This window comes from Rudanella paleaurantiibacter (genome assembly GCF_009184635.1).
GTDB classification, from domain to species: domain Bacteria; phylum Bacteroidota; class Bacteroidia; order Cytophagales; family Spirosomataceae; genus Rudanella; species Rudanella paleaurantiibacter.
The window spans coordinates 581394-600947 of record NZ_WELI01000005.1 but is presented as its reverse complement, the minus strand read 5'-3'; the positions used below and the strand labels follow the sequence as shown (position 1 = coordinate 600947).

The 19554-nt window shown below is 53.7% G+C and carries 16 protein-coding genes; 12 read left to right on the top strand and 4 right to left on the bottom strand.

The genetic code is table 11. From position 1 onward, the window contains the following. Positions 1 to 26 precede the first annotated feature (26 nt). A complete protein-coding gene (locus F5984_RS14625) occupies positions 27 to 2639 on the top strand; it encodes an Ig-like domain-containing protein (RefSeq protein ID WP_152124970.1) in 2613 nt (870 codons plus the stop codon). Positions 2640 to 2721: 82 nt separating this feature from the next. Here F5984_RS14625 and F5984_RS14620 read toward each other — a convergent pair whose 3' ends face one another. Next, positions 2722 to 3363: a DUF1684 domain-containing protein gene (locus tag F5984_RS14620; protein WP_246169015.1), complete on the bottom strand. Its 642-nt coding sequence runs from the start codon at positions 3361 to 3363 to the stop codon at positions 2722 to 2724. A 96-nt stretch (positions 3364 to 3459) separates the two neighbouring features. On the opposite strand from F5984_RS14620, the gene F5984_RS14615 reads away from it, so the two are divergent. The 10 genes from F5984_RS14615 (at position 3460) to F5984_RS14570 (ending at position 12458) form a co-directional block, all read left to right on the top strand. Further along, entirely contained in the window at positions 3460 to 3852 is a 393-nt protein-coding gene (locus F5984_RS14615) for a sugar 3,4-ketoisomerase (protein ID WP_152124969.1), read from the top strand. Further along, on the top strand, positions 3849 to 4946 hold the full coding sequence (locus F5984_RS14610; RefSeq protein ID WP_152124968.1) for a DegT/DnrJ/EryC1/StrS family aminotransferase: 1098 nt from the start codon (positions 3849 to 3851) through the stop codon (positions 4944 to 4946). The genes F5984_RS14615 and F5984_RS14610 overlap by 4 nt, the downstream gene beginning before the upstream one ends. A 3-nt stretch (positions 4947 to 4949) precedes the next feature. Beyond that, complete coding sequence (locus F5984_RS14605; protein ID WP_152124967.1) at positions 4950 to 5879, top strand: glycosyltransferase family 2 protein; 930 nt, start codon at positions 4950 to 4952, stop codon at positions 5877 to 5879. Positions 5880 to 5887: 8 nt separating this feature from the next. Then, on the top strand, positions 5888 to 6685 hold the full coding sequence (locus tag F5984_RS14600; RefSeq protein ID WP_152124966.1) for a class I SAM-dependent DNA methyltransferase: 798 nt from the start codon (positions 5888 to 5890) through the stop codon (positions 6683 to 6685). A 20-nt stretch (positions 6686 to 6705) separates the two neighbouring features. Next, complete coding sequence (locus F5984_RS14595) at positions 6706 to 7299, top strand: riboflavin synthase (protein ID WP_152124965.1); 594 nt, start codon at positions 6706 to 6708, stop codon at positions 7297 to 7299. A gap of 118 nt (positions 7300 to 7417) precedes the next feature. Continuing rightward, the gene (locus F5984_RS14590) at positions 7418 to 8200 is read left to right on the top strand and encodes a PASTA domain-containing protein (RefSeq protein ID WP_152124964.1); all 783 of its coding nucleotides are present in this window, start codon (positions 7418 to 7420) and stop codon (positions 8198 to 8200) included. A gap of 92 nt (positions 8201 to 8292) precedes the next feature. Further along, complete coding sequence (locus F5984_RS14585; protein ID WP_246169013.1) at positions 8293 to 10086, top strand: T9SS type A sorting domain-containing protein; 1794 nt, start codon at positions 8293 to 8295, stop codon at positions 10084 to 10086. A 63-nt stretch (positions 10087 to 10149) separates the two neighbouring features. Then, positions 10150 to 10440 carry a rhodanese-like domain-containing protein gene (locus F5984_RS14580; RefSeq protein WP_152124963.1) on the top strand — a complete coding sequence of 97 codons (291 nt, stop codon included), beginning with the start codon at positions 10150 to 10152 and terminating at the stop codon, positions 10438 to 10440. 106 nt (positions 10441 to 10546) lie between these two features. Further along, complete coding sequence (locus tag F5984_RS14575) at positions 10547 to 11575, top strand: aminopeptidase (RefSeq protein ID WP_152124962.1); 1029 nt, start codon at positions 10547 to 10549, stop codon at positions 11573 to 11575. Between the two features lie 79 nt (positions 11576 to 11654). Further along, positions 11655 to 12458: a DUF3108 domain-containing protein gene (locus F5984_RS14570; RefSeq protein ID WP_152124961.1), complete on the top strand. Its 804-nt coding sequence runs from the start codon at positions 11655 to 11657 to the stop codon at positions 12456 to 12458. Positions 12459 to 12658: 200 nt separating this feature from the next. Here the strand turns inward: F5984_RS14570 and F5984_RS14565 are convergent, their stop codons facing one another. Continuing rightward, positions 12659 to 13648, bottom strand: coding sequence for a GNAT family N-acetyltransferase (locus tag F5984_RS14565; protein ID WP_246169012.1), 990 nt, complete (start codon positions 13646 to 13648; stop codon positions 12659 to 12661). Positions 13649 to 13734: 86 nt separating this feature from the next. Then, positions 13735 to 15144, bottom strand: a complete 1410-nt coding sequence (gene dnaA / locus F5984_RS14560) for a chromosomal replication initiator protein DnaA (protein WP_152125106.1) — start codon at positions 15142 to 15144, stop codon at positions 13735 to 13737. A 271-nt stretch (positions 15145 to 15415) separates the two neighbouring features. Between dnaA and F5984_RS14555 the strand changes: the two genes are divergently transcribed. Then, on the top strand, positions 15416 to 16753 hold the full coding sequence (locus F5984_RS14555; protein ID WP_152124960.1) for a methylmalonyl-CoA mutase family protein: 1338 nt from the start codon (positions 15416 to 15418) through the stop codon (positions 16751 to 16753). Between the two features lie 128 nt (positions 16754 to 16881). Here the strand turns inward: F5984_RS14555 and F5984_RS14550 are convergent, their stop codons facing one another. Beyond that, positions 16882 to 19398, bottom strand: coding sequence for a TonB-dependent receptor (locus F5984_RS14550; protein ID WP_152124959.1), 2517 nt, complete (start codon positions 19396 to 19398; stop codon positions 16882 to 16884). Positions 19399 to 19554 lie beyond the last annotated feature (156 nt).

The window sequence follows — 19554 nt, the reverse complement described above, 5'->3', positions numbered from 1 at the left end:
TCGAGAGTTACACAAATCTGATTTTTATGGAGAACTCTACCTTACGAAAAGGTATATTGTCTGTGTTAGTATGGTGTGCCCTTTTGGTGCCGGTATGGGCGCAACAAACGTGGACCGCCCGGTCGTCGGGGACAACCAATAATTTTCGGGATGTTGTGTACGGAGATGGGGTGTTTGTCGCGGTAGGTGCGGGGGTTACGGCCCGGTCGACCGATGGGGTTAACTGGACGGTTTCGCTACTGGCCGATCAATCTATCGAGTTGTTGGCGGTAGCGTATGGTAACAACCGGTTTGTCGCCGTGGGACGAAATAGTCAGGGGGTGGTCATCATGGAATCGTCATCGGGTACTGGTTTTACGCTCTCCAGTGTGTCTTTTGCCACGACACCCAGTGCCCGATTGCTTAAAGTTGCCTTTGGTAACAATCAGTTTGTGGCCACCGATAACCAAGGGTTTGTGTATCGGTCTTCGCCAATCTGGGCCCGTCAGGCTTTCCCTTACCCTGGCGTATCGCTCGATGTTGTGGGGTTCGTGGGTGGGCGCTACATTATTTACGGTGATAATGGTACGACCCTGCTTCGGTATGAATCGTTCGATGCAGTCAACTGGCAGCAGTTCCCAACGAATGGAGGATTGGTTTTTCCGAATGCCATTCTCAATGAGTCGTTCGTACTGGTTGGGCGGGTAATTAGTCTGTTCAATGCATTTGTACAGACTTCGGCCGATGGTATCAATTTCAGTACGCCCCTGACGGTACCCAGCGCTCAGTTTTGGGACATAACAGAAGGGGCTGGCACCTATGTAGTGGTTGGCTCGGATGGGCTGCTGTACACGAGTACTACGCTGACGGGCGGTTGGACAAGCCGGAGTATTGGTTCGGGGGGATTGCCGACTCTGTATGGCGTTGCCTATGGCGGAGGTCGATTTGTGACCGTGGGGTCCGTTGGGTCGGTCTACACCTCGGCACCGCCCGTTTCATTGGTCAATTTGCAAGTGCCTACCGTGGGCGTGTGCCCAAACAAGGCCATTACCGTAACCGCCAACGTATCGGGACTGAGTGCCCCGTACAACTTTACCCTGAGCATTAGCGGAGGGACATCTGTGACTGGTGTTTCGAACACGTTGGCCTTCGGGCAGTCAATCAATGTTGGGGCTGCCACCGGGGTTCGTACCGTTTCGTTGACGGTTGGAAACATCCCGGGCGAAACGGCGTCTGGTACGGTCAATGTTACAGTAAGTAGCCTCAATGTGACATTGGTAGCCCTGCCGGGCGCAACCATTGCCGAAGACCAGTCGCTGACGTTGGTAGCCGGTGGGGCTTTGTCCTATACCTTTTCCCCCAATGTGCCTGCCAACTCGATTGCCGGCGGTTCCGCTCAGTTTCTGGCGACTACTACACAGACGTATAGTGTTACTGGTACAGACGGGAATGGCTGCACAAATTCGGCGAGTGTTGCTGTGACCGTTACCCCCGTGAATGATGCCCCGGTACTAACCCGGCCCAATACCCTTACTGTGCAGGAAAACGGCTTGCTGGTATTCAGCAATAGTCAACTGATTCGGGTCGATGATGAAGATGTGGGCAGTGGCGCTATGCAGATGACCATGAACAGTAGCCAGGGGACGTTCTCACTGGCAACCCTCAATGGATTGACGTTTTCGGCTGGTGATGGAACAGCCGATGCTGCCATGATCTTCACCGGAACGTTGGCCAGTATCAATAACGCACTCAATGGCTTAACCTTCAGGCTAACGGCGAACTACATTGGTGTTGCCTCGGTGTCTATCACTGTCAATGACCAGGGAAATACCGGGAGTGGTGGGGCTCGTTCGGTGTCTGGTGGGGTAGTGATAAGCGTATTAGCCACCCCTCCGACCATTACGGGGCCAGCCATTGGGAATGGAACCGTTTGTGCCAATGGAGTGGCTACGTTCACAGCAACTATTGGCACAAGTAGCCCGCAGTATAGCTACACGCTGACCGCCAGTACAGGCGGTGTTGTATCAGGAACAGGGCTTAGTGCTGTTCCATTTAGCGCATCGGTAAGTACAGGGGCAGTTGGGCCGCTTTCGGCGACACTGCTTGTGCATGATGGTCGATCGGTCCAACCCGTACAGGCTATTGCGTTCGCGATGTTACAAGACCCTGCATTTGCTGCAGCACCGGGGCAGAGTGCGACGCTCGTGGTGGCCGGGCAATCGGTCACGCTGACGTATGCATCCGTGAGTGGGGGATGTGCTTTCGACCCGGCGGGTAGTTACACGGTCGAGATTGTACCGACGGGTGAAGGCTTCGTAACGCCAGTTTCGGTGTCTGCTGTGAGCAGCCATGCAACACAACTTGTATTCACGATACCCAGCTCGCTCAGTGCGTCGACCAACTATTCGCTTCGGATTCGGTACGGCGCAAACGTGTATAGCCCTGTTGTCCAGTTTCAGGTGCTGGCTCCAATTCGTATAACCGCCAGTACGATGACCATTTGCCCCGGCCAAAGTGTACGATTAACGGCCTCGGCCTGCCCAACGGGCGAGGAGGTGGTCTGGAGTACGGGTGCTCGTGGGGTATCGTTTATCGACGTAGTGCCCACGGCTACCTCGGTTTACACCGCAAGTTGTGTGCAGGCAGGAACCGGGCAGTAGCTGTTGAAGGAAAGGAGGGAATGGATGAGGTATTGGGGCCGGCATAGACCTGACAAGCCCCAATACCTCAGTATTGTGTTTCTTATTGGGCCGGGAGTTTTTCGCCGGCTTCAACCGCTACCGGCAAGGTGTTTTCGGCGGGTGGGAGCGGGCAGGCATATGTGTGGTTGTAGACGCAGTAAGGATGATAGGCGGTGTTGAAATCAATGGTTACCGCATTGCCCTGAAACGCACTTTCCTTCAAGTCGATGTACCGGCCACCGCCGTAGGTAGTTTTGCCCGAGGTCGCATCCTTGAATAAAATGGAATACGTTTCGCCCTGTTTCACAATCAGCAGCCGGCATACCTCGCCCTGGAGCTTGAACACAGCGTGCCCCGATTGCTCGTACACTTCCTCCGAACCATCAGAGAGGGGAATCACAATGCGTTGCGTTTTGTCGGCAAAAGGTTCGAATCTGGCCTCAACCCGGTATTCAATATTGCCCGGAAAGTAGAGTAATCCCTTAAAAGAGGCTTTGTCTTCCAGAGGAGACTCTTTATCGGTCCGAAAAAATTCATCTTTATTTTCCCGGCTTTTTGTAAGCTCTTTGTTCCATTCTGCTACGTTAACTGACCCGCTTGCGCTCGAATTGTCACCGTTGAACAATATTGGTTTTAATAAAAAGTAAGCGATTGCGGCCAAAACTGCTATTACGCTGAGTCGTAACACGGTAGGAAATTTCATGCGCAAATTGGAATTGAGGGACTGGGGTTAAATTTTAAGTAAATATCGGATAAATTTGTCCAACGAGCTTGATAATAACCCCTATGATTGGTAAACATGGCAAAACTCCATCAACTTAAGACCTTTTCTTCGGAAAAAGGAAATTTAACGATCCTCGAGAATGTGCTGCCCGGAACCATCCAACGTGTGTTCTACATCTATAGTGCAGGCAACGCACAACGGGCCGGACACCGGCACGTGAAAACCTGGGGGGCGCTGGTTTGCCTTGCCGGAAGCTGCCGTGTGTACTCGCATGATGGACAGGTCGAAAAATTTCATTATCTCGACAGCCCCGATCAGTGTTTGGTGCTGGAACCTCAGGATTGGCACCTGATGGATCATTTTTCCGACGATGCCATACTGCTTGTTGTCGCTAACCAACCGTACGATCAGGCCGATTACATCGCCGAGCCGTATCCGACTTCGCGTTTTGCTGCTGTGCCTGCATGATTTCATTTCTGGATCTGAAACGTTTAAACGAGCGCTATCGGGAAACTATACTTTCTGCTACTTCACGGGTTGCTTTATCGGGCTGGTACATTCTGGGTGCAGAAGGAACCGCTTTTGAGCAGGCGTTTGCCCGTTATACAGGGGCTAAGCACTGCATTGGGGTAGCCAATGGGCTCGAAGCCCTTACGCTGACACTCAAGGCCTGGGCGTTTCCGCCTGATAGCGAAGTGCTCGTGGCTTCCAATGCCTACATTGCCTCACTACTGGCGGTTACACAGGCCGGGCTCCGACCCGTGCTGGTGGAACCTGATCCACGCACGTACAACCTTGACCCCAATCGGCTCGAAGCTGCCATTACCGACCGAACCCGCGCCATTTTGCCCGTGCATCTGTACGGCCGGTGTTGCGACATGGCAGGTATCCGGGCGGTAGCCAGCCGCTATGGGCTCAAGGTGCTCGAAGATGCAGCACAGGCACACGGTGCCCGCTACGAAGGCCAAATGGCTGGTACGTTGGGTCACGCAGCTGGGTTTAGCTTCTATCCGACCAAAAATCTCGGTGCCCTGGGCGATGCCGGGGCCATCACAACAGACGACGACCAACTGGCAGAGCAACTGCGGTATTGGCGAAACTATGGCTCAGGACGCAAATACGTGAACGATTTGCCGGGCCATAACTCGCGACTCGATGAGATGCAGGCCGCTATTTTGCTGGGTAAGCTCGACTTTCTCGACGCAGACAATGCCCGTCGTCGGGAGATAGCCTCGTATTATCTAACCAGAATTACGCATCCCGATTTGGTTTTACCCCCCGCTGACCGGCTTGCCGACGACTGCTGGCACTTGTTTGTGGTGCGGCACCCTAATCGGGAGGCCATGCGGGCGTACCTGCTCGAAGAGGGCATACAAACCGACGTTCATTATCCCATTCCGCCCCATCGTCAGCAAGCCTACGCGCACCTGGCCCACCTCTCGCTGCCCGTTGCCGATCAGTTGCACCGTGAAGTTGTTAGTTTGCCGCTCAACCCAACGCTCACTGACGAAGAAGTAGAGCAGGTTGTTCGGGCTATCAACCAAATGCCTTCTTTCGCCTAAACCATGACATTATCCGTAGTTATTCCGGTTTATAACAGTCAGGAAACACTGGAGCCGCTGGTCGAAAAATTACAGGATTGTCTGTCGGCGATTTCGTTTGAGGTCGTACTGGTAAACGATGGGAGCCGCGACAATTCGGAGGCTGTTGTGTACCGGCTGGCCGATCGGTACAACAACGTGCAGGGGCTGTCGCTTCGGCGGAATTTTGGGGAGTTCAACGCTGTATTGTGCGGACTCACCTATGCCAAAGGCGATTACGCCGTGCTGATTGATGATGACTTTCAGAATCCGCCCGAGGCCATTTTGACCCTGCTCGAAAGGGCACAGTCGGGCCATTTCGACGTGGTGTACAGCCGGTACGCCCAGAAAAAACACGCTTGGTTTCGGAACGTGGGTAGCAGCTTGCTCAATTACCTGACTACCTACCTGCTCGACAAACCTAAGTCGCTGTACCTGTCGAGTTTTAAGCTGATTAATCGGCCGGTTGTGCAGGAAATAGTGAGTTATACCGGGCCATTTCCGTACATCGATGCGTTGATTTTTCGGGTCACGCGCAACGTAACAAGTGTGGAGGTGCCGCATCATCCGCGTCAGTCGGGGGCATCCAATTACACCCTGAGTAAGCTGGTGGCCTTGTTTCTGAATGTACTGTTTGGCTTTTCGACGGTACCCCTCCGGTTGTTTGCCGGGTTGGGGCTGGGGTTATTTGGCCTGAGCCTGTTGTTAGGGCTGGTGTTGTTGCTCGGAAGCAGCCTACAGTGGTTTTTGGTATCGGGCTGGGTAGTGGTCGCCTGGGTGGTACTGTTGCTTACGGGGCTACAAATGGTATTTCTGGCCGTGATGAGCGAGTATCTGGGGAAGTTGTTTTTAGCCCAAAGTGGGCTTAAACCGTTTGTGGTGAAGGAAAAAGAGGGAGCAAACGGACTTAGTTGAACACAACCATGTTTGATAAGAAAGCTGAATACGAAAAAATGTTTCGGGTGGAGCAGCAGCTCTGGTGGTATCGAATCCTGCACGGACGCGTGCTGGCCGCCATTCAGAAACGCTACGGAACCCGGAACGACCTCCGAATTCTCGATGCCGGTTGCGGTACGGGAGGTTTACTCAGCTATCTGCGCGAGCGGGGCTACACCCAGACCCAGGGTCTCGATGGGTCGGCCGATGCGGTGGCGTTTTGTCACGAGCGCGGTCTGCGCGTAGAGCAGTTAAACCTGCTTTACCTGGATGGCTGGCAACCCGAAACCTCGACCGAAGCCTTCGATGTGGTGGTCTGCGATGATGTGTTTTGCTATTTCAACGACGAACAACTGGGTAAACTCATTAGTGAGCTGGCCCGGCGGGTGAAACCCGGTGGTTTGCTGGTGACTAACAACAACGCGTTCGATGTATTTCGGGGGTCGCACGACCTCGCGGTGGGTAGCACCCGCCGGTTTGTGCAGGCTGATATCGAACGGCTGTTGCCCGGCTCCCGGCTGCATACCCGGTATACGACCTATTGGAGCCTGTTGCTGTCGCCCCTGATTCTGGCCGTTCGGCAGTGGCAAAATTGGCAGTTGCGCCGGGGCTGGCAATCGGCCGAGCAGCCGCATTCCGATGTTTATTTGCCCCCTAACTGGTTGAATACCTTGTTTTACGCACTGGTGCGGACCGAAGAGACGGTGCTGCCCCGAACCCCGTTTGGTAGTTCGCTGTTCATGGTGTTAAAAAAAGAGGAGAACGAATCGAGGCAGAAGGCATAAAAAACACTGTACACTCACTTATGTTTACGGGAATTGTAGAAACTACCGGCCGCGTTGCCGCTATTCAGGCTGAGGGAACCAACCTCACCTTCACTATTGAGTCGTCGCTCACCCACGAGTTGAAAGTTGATCAGAGTGTCAGTCACAATGGCGTTTGCCTGACGGTAACGAGCGTAAGCGGAGACGCCTACACCGTGACGGCCGTCGACGAAACCCTCAAAAAAACCAATCTGGGCGGTTTGCAGGTTGGTCATCGGGTCAATCTGGAGCGGTGCATGCCCGCCAACGGCCGTTTCGACGGCCACATTGTGCAGGGGCATGTGGATCAGGTGGGGCGGTGTACCAACGTACAGGATATGGATGGGAGCTGGCTGTTCGATTTTGAATACGATGCCGACGATAACGGAAACGTAACCGTCGAAAAAGGGTCTATCTGCATCAATGGGGTGAGCCTGACGGTGTTTAACTCCGAAGCGAATTCCTTCCGCGTCACCATCATCCCCTACACCTTCGAACATACCACCTTCCGCGATCTGCGGGCTGGCGACCGGGTTAATCTGGAGTTCGATATCGTTGGGAAGTACATTAAAAAAATGTTGGCCGGGTATCGGTGAGCCGGGGTGTAACACTAAATTTGTGTACTTTGGAGTTAAAGGGGTACGATTGCCTGCCCGGCGTCGGACGTCAGAAGCTAACCCTTCCATCACTACAAACCCGTAATCACCCTACCGAATGACTAAAATCAGCACCAGTAATAAATCCGACCTGCTGATTCATATTGGCATTATCGCTGCCCTGTTCATCGTCCTGTTTTTAGGCTTTTTCTTTGTGTACCTGCCTTATTCTACCAATCATGGGCAGGCCATTACAGTGCCCGATCTGTCGCGGATGAGCCTCGACGAACTGGAGTCGTATCTCGATGACCGTGAGTTGCGGTATGAGGTGAGCGACTGTACGTTTGTGGCCGGTGCTGAGCCGCTCACGGTGTATGGTCAATATCCTAAAGCCGGGGCCAAAGTGAAGGAGGGCCGCAAAATCTACATCACCCTCATTAAACAAACGGCCCCAACAATTCCGATGCCCAAGCTGACGGATCTGACGTTCCGTAGTGCCGAGCTGTCGCTGCGGTCGGTGGGGCTTGAGGTTGGTCAGAAAACCTACGTGCCCGATGTAGCCAAAAATTCGGTACTCAAACAGTTTTTCAACGGGCGCGAAGTGGCCCCCGGCACTCCCATCGCCAAAGGGTCAAAAATTGACCTGCATATTGGGGATGGGTTGGGTAATACAATTTTTAGCGTTCCCGACGTTGTTGGTATGCCCCTCGATGAGGCAAAGGCCCTGATTCGCGGGTCTGACCTGCAAATTGGCACGATTATTTCCGTTGACGATCCCGAAAAAGAAGTTGGCACCATTGTGCGGCAGCGACCCGAAGCCAACCGGGGAGAACGAATTCGGGTTGGTGAAACGGTTGACCTTTGGGTCGTGGGGCCGGTCGAACAAGAGGACACACCGTAGGTATGCAGTTGACATCTATCGTATTATCGATATTCCGAAACCTTGCCGGCCCTTTGCGGGGTGGGCGAGGTTTCTTTGTTTGTTTAGGCCTGATGCTGCTTGCCCTGAGCGGTCGAGCGCAGTCGGGGGGGGCATTAGCCATTCCGTTTTTTGATGATTTTTCGACCATTCCGGTAGGTGGCCAGCCCGACCCGCGCCTGTGGGTGCCGGGCAGTGGGGTGTACATCAATAACACCATGCCGATTAACCAGCCATCGGTCAACGTGGCTACGTTTGATGGGCTCCGGGCCAATGGACAACCCTATGAGCTGAGCAACGTGCTGGCGCAGGGGTACACGGATACGCTCACATCACAACCCATCAACCTCGCCGGCCTGGCCCCTCGCGACTCGGTGTATCTGAGTTTTTTCTGGCAGGTTCAGGGTCTGGGCGATTTGCCCGATCTGGGGGGCGGAACCACCGTTCCCGGCGATTCGCTCAAGCTGGAGTTCCTCAACGCGAACCGGGTTTGGGAAACGGTCTGGTTTCGGGTAGGAGGGCAGCCAAACTTAAACTTTCCGCAGGCATTTGTCCCCATTCGGGATGCCCGGTTTCTGCACGGGGCATTTCAGTTCCGGTTCCGCTCGTTCGGGCGGCAGTCGGGGCCGTATGATAGCTGGAGTATCGACTACCTGTTTCTGAACAAAGGGCGTTCCAACACCGACCGGTTCATTAAAGATATCACAACCCGGCAGGCTATTGGTCCCTCGTTTCTGAAACGATATACGGCCATGCCGTTGACTCAGTATCTGGTGAATCCGGCCGCCGAAACCGCCGATTCGCTTAGCACCGACATTACCAATCAGTTCAACCTGTTCAACTTTACCTCGTTCCGGTTTACCAATACTGATCTGGTTACGGGCCGGGTAGTACAGACGTTTCAGCAGACGTCACCTGATTTGGTCCCATCATTGGCGTCGCAACGGAAGTCCGTTCGGCTGACACCTGTAACGGGTGCAGAAAGTGCCAAACGGGTGGTACTTCGGCATAAGTTCGATTTTCTGACCACCGACGATCAGAACCCCTCTATCCCGACGGTCAACCTCCGGCGGAATGATACGATCTCGTCAGTTACGGTTTTGGACAATTACTACGCCTACGACGATGGTACGGCCGAGTACGCTGTGCAGATTGGCCGACTCGAACGGGTGGCCGTTCGGTTTGTGCTCAACAAGCCTGATGTGATGACCGGTGTATTGGCATCAATGGTGCCGTTTGGTATTGATCAGACCAATCAGCGGTTTATTGTCACCGTCTACGAAAACAGTAATGGCCGGCCGGGCCGCGAGCTGAAAACGCAGGGATTTGCCATTCAGAACGCCCCCAGCCGCAACGGATTCGTGGCCTTTAACTTCGATCGGGGCGTGCCGGTTAGAGACACAATTTACGTGGGCTGGCAGCAAATCAGCAGCGAGAGTAACGCCCTGGTGCGTATGGGAATTGATAAAAATAGCCCGTTTGGTAACCAGATTTTTTACCGCAATGCCCCCGGTGCGCAATGGGAAGGAAACCTGTCTGGCCCGTCGGGGCGGGGTATTCAGGGTGCGTTAATGCTACGGGCGGTTATGGGGGGTGAGCTAACCCCTGTTGTGACCGGAACTCCCGGCGATGAAAATCGGCCGGCTCTGCAAGTTTATCCGAATCCAACAACGGGCCTTATTCAATGGGACGATGCCCGGCTCAACCGAATTCAAGTGTACGACCTGAGTGGGCGGTTCGTGCAGGATATTGTGCCAGCAGGAGGGCAGAAATCGGCCGAGTTGCGTAACTTGCCCACGGGTCTGTACCTGTTCCGACTGTCGGACGGGCAACGAACTAACGTGCAGCGGGTGGTAGTTACCCAGTAATACTTTCCGCAGAGTTTAGCCGACTATCTAAATCTAAATAGCCCAACTTAAACCAGTACCACTATGGATATTACCGTTCAGGAGTTGAAAGGGCGGCTCGAAAAAGGCGAGAAACTGAACCTGTTCGACGTTCGGGAGCCTAACGAATACGAGCAGGATAACATCGGGGCAACCCTGATTCCGCTGGGTGAATTGCCTTTTCGGATGGACGAACTCGATGGATTGCAGGACGAAGAAGTGATTGTACATTGCCGTTCGGGTGCCCGGAGTGCACGGGCACAGCAGCTGCTCGAAGAAAACGGTTTCACGAATGTTCGCAACCTGGTTGGGGGCATTTTGGAGTACCGTAAATAGAGTTTCCTTCAGAAAAAAACACACGTACGCGGATGATGCCAGGACTTGCATAGAGCCTGAAATCATCCGCGTTTTCGTTTACTTTTGGGTATCTATTTCCACGTAAATGGTCAAAAAAATAGGAATCATTGCCCTCGCGGTTCTGCTGGGTTTAGGTATCTGGCAGCACGAACTGGTAAGCTACGGCTGGATGCAGGCCCGGGGGCAGCTCCGTATTATTGCCAATACAGAGCCTGTCGAAACGGTATTGGCTAACCCCACTGTACCCGATTCGGTGAAGCGGAAAATAGAACTTATACAAGAAATCAAGCGTTTTGCATTCGATTCGGTTGGTCTGAATCCGTCGGAAAGCTATTCAACCTATTACGATCAGGGAGGCAAGCCGATTCTGTGGGTTATTACGGCCGCACCACCGTATGACTTAAAGGCAAAAGAATGGTCTTTCCCGATTTTGGGTACGTTTTCGTACAAAGGATTTTTTGAACGAGCGCGCGCCGACTCGGCGGTTACCCAGTTGAAACGGAGCGGTTATGATACGCGAGTGGGAGAGGTTTCGGCCTGGTCGACATTAGGATTTTTAAAAGATCCGATCTTGTCGAGCATGACCGAGCGCGATCCCGGTAGCCTGGCCGAGTTGATTATTCATGAGCTTACACACGGCACGCTGTTTGTAAAGAATAGTTTGGAGTACAATGAAAATTTGGCCGATTTTGTGGGCGAGTACGGTGCGTTACGGTTTTTAGCGCATCGATACGGCCGCAACAGCCGAGAGTACACCGAGTACCTGGAGTCGAAGGCATTCTCTGACCGGTATGATGAACACGTACTGCGGGGAGCCAGAAAATTGGATAGTTTATACCGGTCGTTTAAACCTGCTACGCCGATAGAGGTCAAAGAAGAACGGAAGTGGGCAATGATTGGGGAGATTGTCCAGTCGGTTGACACCCTCAGCAAGCAACCGCTTAGAAGAAAGCGGAGATGGAGCAAACTAAACCTACCGAACAATGCGTATTTTGTTGGATACCTTACGTATCGAAAACAGCAAAATCGGTTCCGGCAGGAGTTTGAGCAACAGTTTGGGAGTAATTTCGGGCGTTATCTGTCGTATCTGAAGCAAACGTACCCGTCACTTTAAAAAGTTATCGTTTACAGTTTGTGGTTTTCCGTGTTATTGCTGAACAAACTGCAAACTGACAGACAGAAAACGGAAGATTATGAAGAAGGTATTGGCAGGGATAAGTTTGGCCGCTGTGGTTGCGTTTGGGTTCGTGAACGCGTACGATGGCAACCTGAACACCTACCGGCGTGTGGTCAATAACAGCTTTGGGCCGGGCGAACATATCGAATACCGAGTTCATTATGGCTTTGTCAATGCGGCCGAAGCCGTGGTAGACGTGGCGCCGGGCCTTTACAAGGTGAATGATCGGGCTTGTTACAAGGTCGACGTGAAAGGCCGTACGATTGGTGCGTTCGATCTGGTGACTCGGGTACGCGATACCTGGCGCTCATACATCGATACGGCCGCTATTTTGCCGCAGCGTTTTTACAGTAATATTCAGGAAAACCGGTATCGGAAAGAAGAGAACGTTACGTTCAACCACTTTTCCAATACCGTGAAGGCCGAGGAACGTACCGAGCGAGATATATTCAAAGTGCCCGATAATGTACACGATGTTGTGAGTAGTTACTATTTTCTGCGCACCATCGACTTTAACCGGATGCCCGTTGGGCAAATTGTCGAAGTGCCGGCCTTTTATGATGAAACCGTGTACAACTTCAAGGTCCGGTACCGGGGTAAAGAGACTATTAAGACCAAGTTTGGTAAGATCAACGTCATTCGGCTGAATCCGGTAATGCCCGCCAATGGCTTTTTTAAGGACGAAGAGTCAATCAAAATCTGGGTGTCAGACGACGCCAATAAAGTACCCATGAAGGTAGAGGTCGAGTTGGCGATTGGTTCGCTCGATATGGACATCAAGCGGTTCGATGGTCTGAAGCAACCGCCCAAGTTTCACTGATTTAACGTGAATTATGAAAAATGGCTGGCGCGTAGGGCTTCGACAGGCTCAGCCGAACGCGGCCCGGCCTGAGCCAATACTCTCAAGTTTACCGTCAGGCTGAGCCTGTCGAAGCCCTACGCGTAAGCAATCACTTACCAGGCAAGTATTTACATTCAGCTTGAGCCTAACTCACGTTAATTAACGCCCTAACTGGCTCGTTAAAGCCGCAAGAGCCAGTTTTTTAGCGCTAAGATGCCCCGGAAAAGCTTCGGCATCTGATTCCAGCGCAGGACCAAATAACCCGAGGGTACCGTGCCGAATTTCTTATAAAAACGCGCTATTGACCTCTTTTCGGAGCTTTCAAAATCGAATACATATACTCTTCGCCCGGATGTCTCCTGTATCCATTGATCGATCAGGATGGTTCGGGCGTGGTGTTTTCGGCCCACTGCCGAAGCGGCATTAAACAGGTACACCACCCGGTTGCCGGTATGTGCAAACAAAACGCCTGCTTCGGGCTTACCGTCGCGGCTGGCATACCGAAGCGTAACCATACCATGTTTCTGAAGTGCCTGTACCACATTGTTGAGCCCATCGTACGCCCACTCTGCCACACCGCCCGGAATGGTACCCGCATGGTGTGCTTTGAATAAATTTAGCAAAGGTGTCAGGTCAGTTGACGTCTCTACGGTCCAGTTGGCAGCTTTTGCCCGGCGCAGGTGTCGGCGGGTATCAGGAGCGTATTGCTGGTACAAATGAGGGTAGGGGTGTTGCAGGGGTAGCAGGTGTGTATGGTACTCCTGAACCAGAAACGGACCCTCCGTAAAGCCCGGTGTGGCCACGGGTAGTTGCAGATGCAGGATAGAACCGTAGCGGTATTCGGTCAATAATACCCGCGCAAACTGATCGGCAATAGGCGTTGTTATCTGTGGCCCGTAAATGCTCAGGAACTGGCAAAAAAGGGGTTGGTGAACTACCCAGAAGCCGTATTTCCGGCGCAACGGAACGGGCATAACGGCCGCGTATGCACCTGATTCAGTGCGCAAAATGAGGCCTTCCCATTTCCAGCCTGGCAAGCTCGTGACAGCGTCGAGATACCAGCTGTACCCGTAAAAGGAACCGGATGCCGAGCCATCCACACAGTGGTTCCAGTACGTATCCGTAACGTCGGCTCTTTGGGTGCGAACAATACGTGGGGTGCGCTTCAACGGTTTACCTTTTCGCGTAAGTAAGCGCGGGCATGGTATTTTCTCACCGGAATGGCCGCGGGCAACGCAAAGACAGTAAGTCCCCCTTACTTGAAATAGCTCCTCAGCTTGGTCACCGCGTCGCGGGTTTCGGGCTTTTCGGTCATCAGATCGTTGATGGTCTGAATCGCGTGAATCACGGTGCTGTGGTCGCGGCCGCCAAAATGATACCCAATTGACTTGAGCGAGAGGTCGGTTTTTTCTTTAGCAATGTACATGGCCACCTGCCGGGGGTACACCAGTTCACGCTTGCGGCTCTTGGCTTTAAGGTCGGCGACGGTCACGTTGAAAAATTCGGCAACCATTTCCTGCACCGTGTCGATGGTCACCTCCTTGTCGGAGTCGACCACAATGTTACGGAGGGTCTGTTTGGCCAGATCGAGGTCAATTTCCCGGCGTGTGAGCGAAGCCTGCGCCATCAGCGACACAATCACCCCCTCCAGCTCGCGCACGTTGGTGTTAATGCTGTGGGCCAGGTACTCGATCACATTATCGTCGATATAAACGCCCTCAGCCTGTAGCTTTTTCTGCATAATGGCAATCCGGGTTTCCAGATCGGGCGTTTGCAGATCAGCCGTGAGGCCCCATTTAAAGCGCGACAACAGACGGTCTTCGAGGCCGTCGAGATTCCGGGGAGCCCGATCGGAGGTCAGAATGATCTGCTTCCCCGACTGGTGCAGGTGATTGAAGATGTGGAAGAAGATCTCCTGCGTTTTTTCTTTCTTCTGGAGAAACTGCACGTCATCGATCACCAGCACATCTACCTGCATGTAGAACTGCGTAAAATCGCGCAGGGTGTCCGTTTTGATCGCGTTCAGAAACTGATTGGTAAACTTTTCCGAGGTGACGTACAGGACAAATTTATCCCCATAATTATTCTTGATGTAGTTACCAATGGCCTGCACAAGGTGCGTTTTGCCGAGACCCACTCCGCCGTAAATCATCAGCGGGTTGAACGCCGTAACGCCCGGCCGCTGAGCCACCGCAAATCCCGCCGAACGGGCCAGTCGGTTACAGTCGCCCTCTACGTAATTATCAAACGCGTAGGTCGGGTTCAGATACGAATCCAGATCCATCGAGTCCAGATTTTTCAGCTGAAACGGGCTCCGCAGAATGTCGGGGTTAACGTTGTCGGGTTTGGCGTTTTGGGGCGACTTGGTGGTGGGCATTTGCACCGCAAGGGGGCGGTTACGTTCGTTGCCCTGATCCACAATAATGCTGTACTCCAATTGCCCATCGCGGCCAATGCTGGCATCGAGGGCCCGGCGCAGGGCGTGCACGAAGTTTTCCTCCAGCCATTCGTAGAAAAACTGGCTGGGTACCTGAATGGTCAGAACATTGCCTTGCAAACGAAGTGGAATAATCGGCTCAAACCAGGTATTAAAACTTTGCTCAGGTACAATCTCGCGGATTACCTGTAGGCATCGGTTCCATACCATCGTCACTTCGCGCTGCATTCCTGTCTGTATGGCTACGTTCACGGGTAAACTTTGACTTAATCAGTGGGTGTTTCCTAAAAAGGGAGACAAAAGTAGTAAAAAACCCCTTGGCCCGATGCCCGTGATGGCTTTCTATTGACGAAAATACAGTGTTTCCGGGTCGCTTGTCAATCTAATTTTGAAAGACCTTGAAATAGTACAAAAACAGGACAGACTTTCGAGTTGCCGGTCAGTTTTGGTGGCCCAAATTCGATCTGCTACTTTTACAAACAAACAAACTAAGTCTGGTATGAACCCACCAAGCAACGCGCTTTTTCCGGGTAGTTCACAAGCCGACTGGATCGCGCAGGTTGGCAAAGACCTCAAAGATCCGAATGCTTACGAAACGCTTCGGTGGCGTGTCGAAACGTCGGCATCGGCCGAGGGGTTTGTCGTTGAACCGTTCTATACCCGCGACCAACTGACCGATGTGCCCTGGCAAACCGTGCAGGCCGTGCAAAAGGCCGAGCCGGGCTGGCTCAATACGCCCGTGTACCACCTGACCGGCGATACGAAAGTCGATAACAAGGCCATTACCGAGCAAGTGAGTAGTGGAGCCGATGCGCTTATTTTGGCATCGGGCCGGGCTGAGGGGGCGGCCATAGCCGACACGAGCCAACTGAGCCGGTTGCTGAACGGCATTAAACTAAGTGAAACACCCCTGTTTTTTGATACCACTGACTCAGCCGCTGATCTACTCAACGCCCTGCGCACCGTAGCGCCATATCAGCTCAAAGGGGGGCTTCTGAGCAAACCGGACGAGACTACGGCCCAGGCCACCCGGCTCTCGGCCGATTCGCCCCAATTCAGAACGGTGTGCGTTTCTGGCCACGATTTTCACAATGCCGGGGCAACCGCTGTTCAGGAGCTTGCGTTTTTGCTGGCCCGTCTGACTGATACCTACGACCCGCTCACCGAACAGGGGCTAACCCCCGAGCAACTCGGCCCAAAAACCATATTGTCGGTAGCGGTCGGTACCAGCTATTTTCTGGAAATTGCCAAACTACGGGCCTTGCGCGTATTGTGGGCGCGTTTTGGGGCAGGATACGGTATCTCGGTTCCGGCATTCATCCATGCGCAAACCTCCGCATTTTATGAATCAACGGCAACGCCGTACACGAACCTGCTCCGGGCTACTACCGAAGCTATGTCGGCCACCGTGGGCGGTTGCGATTTGCTCACCGTTCGGCCTTTCAATGCCCTGACCAGCTCTTCCGATGCGTTTGGGCAGCGGATTGCCCGAAATGTGTCGTTGCTGCTGACCGAAGAAAGCTATTTCAACCGGGTAGCCGACCCTGCAGCCGGTAGTTATTATATTGAAACCCTCACGCACCAACTGACGGAAGCTGCCTGGCAATTGTTTCTGGACGTGGAAGCTAAAGGAGGGCTCGCCAAAGCGACCGACTGGGTCAAAACCGAAATCGACGCGGGGTATGCCGCCCGTGTCCAGGCCGTGGTACAAGGAAAGGTGCTGGTAGGTGTCAACAAATTCCGGTTCGATGAGGGTGTGCAGGCTGATAAACCGGTTGTTGCTCAACCTTCGGGAGAAGGCTTGCCGGTGCGCCGATTGGCCGAATCGTTTGAGTAAGTAATCTTGATACCAAAACGCCGAAAGGGGAGCACATGCTCCCCTTTCGGCGTTTTGGGTAATCGATGAGTTAAACGAGGAAAGAGAAAGTACTGATTGACGATAGTCCGTCTGACGCTTTCGGACTGTTATAGTTTCAGCCCGACTGACAGATACGCCGTGCGGCCATCGGCTGGTAACAGACCCGGACCGGGATAACCACCCGCCCGGCGGGTAAAGTAACGCTCGTCGGTAAGGTTGTTAACCCCCGCCCGAACCGTGTAACGCTTTTTCAGGTTGAGGGAGGCCGACAGGTCAAACACCCTATACGCCGGAATCAGACCGGTTTGGGCGTTTGCCGATGCATTAACCGTGTTGTTGGCGTCGCTATACGCTTTGCCTACGCGGTTCATCAGCGCCGTCAGCGTAAAGCCCCGGTACGAGTAGTTAGCACCAAAACGGCCGATAAACTCGGGGGCATTTTCAACGAAGCGGTCGCGGAGGTTGGTTTCGTTCACCTGCCCGTTGCTCACACTCGTGGTGCGCAGGTTGCGGTACCGGGCGTCCGTAAAGCCAAGCGAAGTAAACAGGCTCAGGTAACCCACTGCCGACCGGCCTGCCAGGGCTACAATCGGATCAAACTCCACGTAGGCTTCTACGCCCCGGCTTACGCTCCGGCCAATGTTGGTACGGAACTGGTAGGTACGCCCGGCTTCGTTCACGAGCGATAGGGTACCAATCCGGTCGTTGTAATTCACAAAGTAATAGCTCACATCGAAGTTGAGGTAGTTCCGAAACTTACCCCGCACCCCGGCATCGACCGAGTAGCCGCGGGCATCGCGCAGGTTCGGGTCAACCACAAAATCGGTTACGGCGGCTGGCGTCAGGTCAGAGAACAGGACCGGGCGGTAGGCCTGTGAAGCGTTGGCATACAGGCTGATATCCTGAGCCAGCTTAAATTCAGTACCAATACCGGCCAGCAAAAACTGGCGGCTGCTCTGCTGTGACACGCGATTTTCGGAGCCGTTGGCGGCAAAGCTTAACCGGCCGCTGATGTCGTTCTGGAGCGATTCGAGCCGCAGGCCGGGTGTAACCGTCCAACGCTTGTTCAGGCGGAACATCGATTCGGCAAAGGCCGCCACGTTGGTCACACGCAGGCTCAGGTCGCGCGGAAACAGTTCGGTTTGCAGGTCGAGGTTGAAATCACTCCCCCGGTCACCACGACCCTGCTGCGTGCGGTGGGTGTGCCCGTTGAAGTACTTCACGCCGGTTGCGAGTGCATGTTGCTGCCCGAGCCAGTTATACCGGCTTACGAGCCGTACCTCGCCACCCCAGTTTTTGTAGTGGTCACGGTCGATTTGGCGGTTGGCCATTTGACCTGTTGCATCAGGGGCATCGGGTGTGGTAATGGCCGACGTAAAGCCGATGCTGTTGCGCTGGCCCACCAACCCGTGCAGGGTAGCTGTGAGCCGGGTATTGTCGCTGATGGCGTATTCGGCTTTGAGTGTTGGCACGGTCCAGGGGGTGCTAAACCAGTTGCGGGCGCGGCTGCTTTGGCGGGCGTCCTGCGCAAACTGAGCGTCGGTGAGGCCGCCCGGTTGCTGGCTCTCGTTGTATAGTTGTGACACTTCAAAGCCCAGCCGGAGTTTATTCGTCACGGCGTACGAAATAGACGCGAACCCGTTGAATATGCCGTAGCGGCTATTCTGACGCCATCCGTCGGCCCGGCGGTAATCTACGTAGGCGTTGTATTGCAAACGCCCCGAGGTGCCACTCACCCGATTGTAGGTCGAGAATAAGCCGTAGCTGCCAACGGTCTGCTGGGTTTCGAAACTGAAAGGTTTATCCTGCGCGGCTGGCTTCAGCACGTAGTTGAGTAAGCCGCCAAACTGTGGTCCGTACTGCAACGATGCTCCACCCCGCACCAGTTCGATGCGCTCCACGGCTTGCATCGGTGGGTTGTAGTACGCTTCGGGGTAGCCAAACGGATCAGAACTAATGTCGATCCCGTTCTGGCGCACGTTGAACTCCCACGAGCGGTTGGGGCTAAGTCCACGTACCGATACGCCTACCTGCATACCTGAGCCGTCGCTTTCCCAGACCATCACGCCCGGTGTTTTGCTGAACACCTGCCGACTGTTGTTGGTCACCAGGTTGGCATCCAGAGCGGCCAGATTGACTACTTCTGATTTCTTACCGGCGTAGATCGCCGTTGTGCTAATTTCGGGAAGGGTTTCGCGCTCGCGCAGGCCTTTTGCCGCCCGAATCTGAACCTCGGCCAGTTGCAGTATGCTTTCCTGAACGGTGAGAGTCAGCGTCGTTGTTTCAGCCCGGCGAACTTCCACTTTCTGCTCTAACGGCTGAATCCCCACGCCCGAAGCAACCAAGGTGTACGTGCCGGTTGGCAGGCTGCGAAAGTCAAAATTGCCATTGGCGTCAGTGCTCAGGGCCCGCACAGTACCTTTCAGCTGGATGGTCAGACCCGCTGCCGGTTCGCCGTTTTGGTCACGAATCTGGCCCTGAAGACCGCCCGTTAGAACTGGCCCTTCATTGTCATCGGCAAAAATGGCCGGGATAGCTGCTGAGTGGGCCAGTGCGGATGACGTGGTGTATGAAGCTAATGATAAAAAAGAGATATATAGGAGTGCTGTCTGACGGAGTTGCATTTCTTTAGACTCATTTTAAACAGTGCAAAAGTATAGGGTGAAACGCGTTCATGCAAGAGTTGTTTAGAAATAATCTGAATAAGGATAGTCTGTAAGTTGATTCGTTAAAGCAGGTTGATTGTAAAAATAGCGAAGGGGTAGGGCGAGCTTCGGGCC

Coding starts and splice junctions, on each gene's coding strand:
- F5984_RS14625 (WP_152124970.1), top strand. CDS start 27: ATGGAGAACTCTACCTTACGAAAAGGTATATTGTCTGTGTTAGTATGG.
- F5984_RS14620 (WP_246169015.1), bottom strand. CDS start 3,363: ATGAAATTTCCTACCGTGTTACGACTCAGCGTAATAGCAGTTTTGGCC.
- F5984_RS14615 (WP_152124969.1), top strand. CDS start 3,460: ATGGCAAAACTCCATCAACTTAAGACCTTTTCTTCGGAAAAAGGAAAT.
- F5984_RS14610 (WP_152124968.1), top strand. CDS start 3,849: ATGATTTCATTTCTGGATCTGAAACGTTTAAACGAGCGCTATCGGGAA.
- F5984_RS14605 (WP_152124967.1), top strand. CDS start 4,950: ATGACATTATCCGTAGTTATTCCGGTTTATAACAGTCAGGAAACACTG.
- F5984_RS14600 (WP_152124966.1), top strand. CDS start 5,888: ATGTTTGATAAGAAAGCTGAATACGAAAAAATGTTTCGGGTGGAGCAG.
- F5984_RS14595 (WP_152124965.1), top strand. CDS start 6,706: ATGTTTACGGGAATTGTAGAAACTACCGGCCGCGTTGCCGCTATTCAG.
- F5984_RS14590 (WP_152124964.1), top strand. CDS start 7,418: ATGACTAAAATCAGCACCAGTAATAAATCCGACCTGCTGATTCATATT.
- F5984_RS14585 (WP_246169013.1), top strand. CDS start 8,293: ATGCTGCTTGCCCTGAGCGGTCGAGCGCAGTCGGGGGGGGCATTAGCC.
- F5984_RS14580 (WP_152124963.1), top strand. CDS start 10,150: ATGGATATTACCGTTCAGGAGTTGAAAGGGCGGCTCGAAAAAGGCGAG.
- F5984_RS14575 (WP_152124962.1), top strand. CDS start 10,547: ATGGTCAAAAAAATAGGAATCATTGCCCTCGCGGTTCTGCTGGGTTTA.
- F5984_RS14570 (WP_152124961.1), top strand. CDS start 11,655: ATGAAGAAGGTATTGGCAGGGATAAGTTTGGCCGCTGTGGTTGCGTTT.
- dnaA (WP_152125106.1), bottom strand. CDS start 15,144: ATGCAGCGCGAAGTGACGATGGTATGGAACCGATGCCTACAGGTAATC.
- F5984_RS14555 (WP_152124960.1), top strand. CDS start 15,416: ATGAACCCACCAAGCAACGCGCTTTTTCCGGGTAGTTCACAAGCCGAC.
- F5984_RS14550 (WP_152124959.1), bottom strand. CDS start 19,398: ATGCAACTCCGTCAGACAGCACTCCTATATATCTCTTTTTTATCATTA.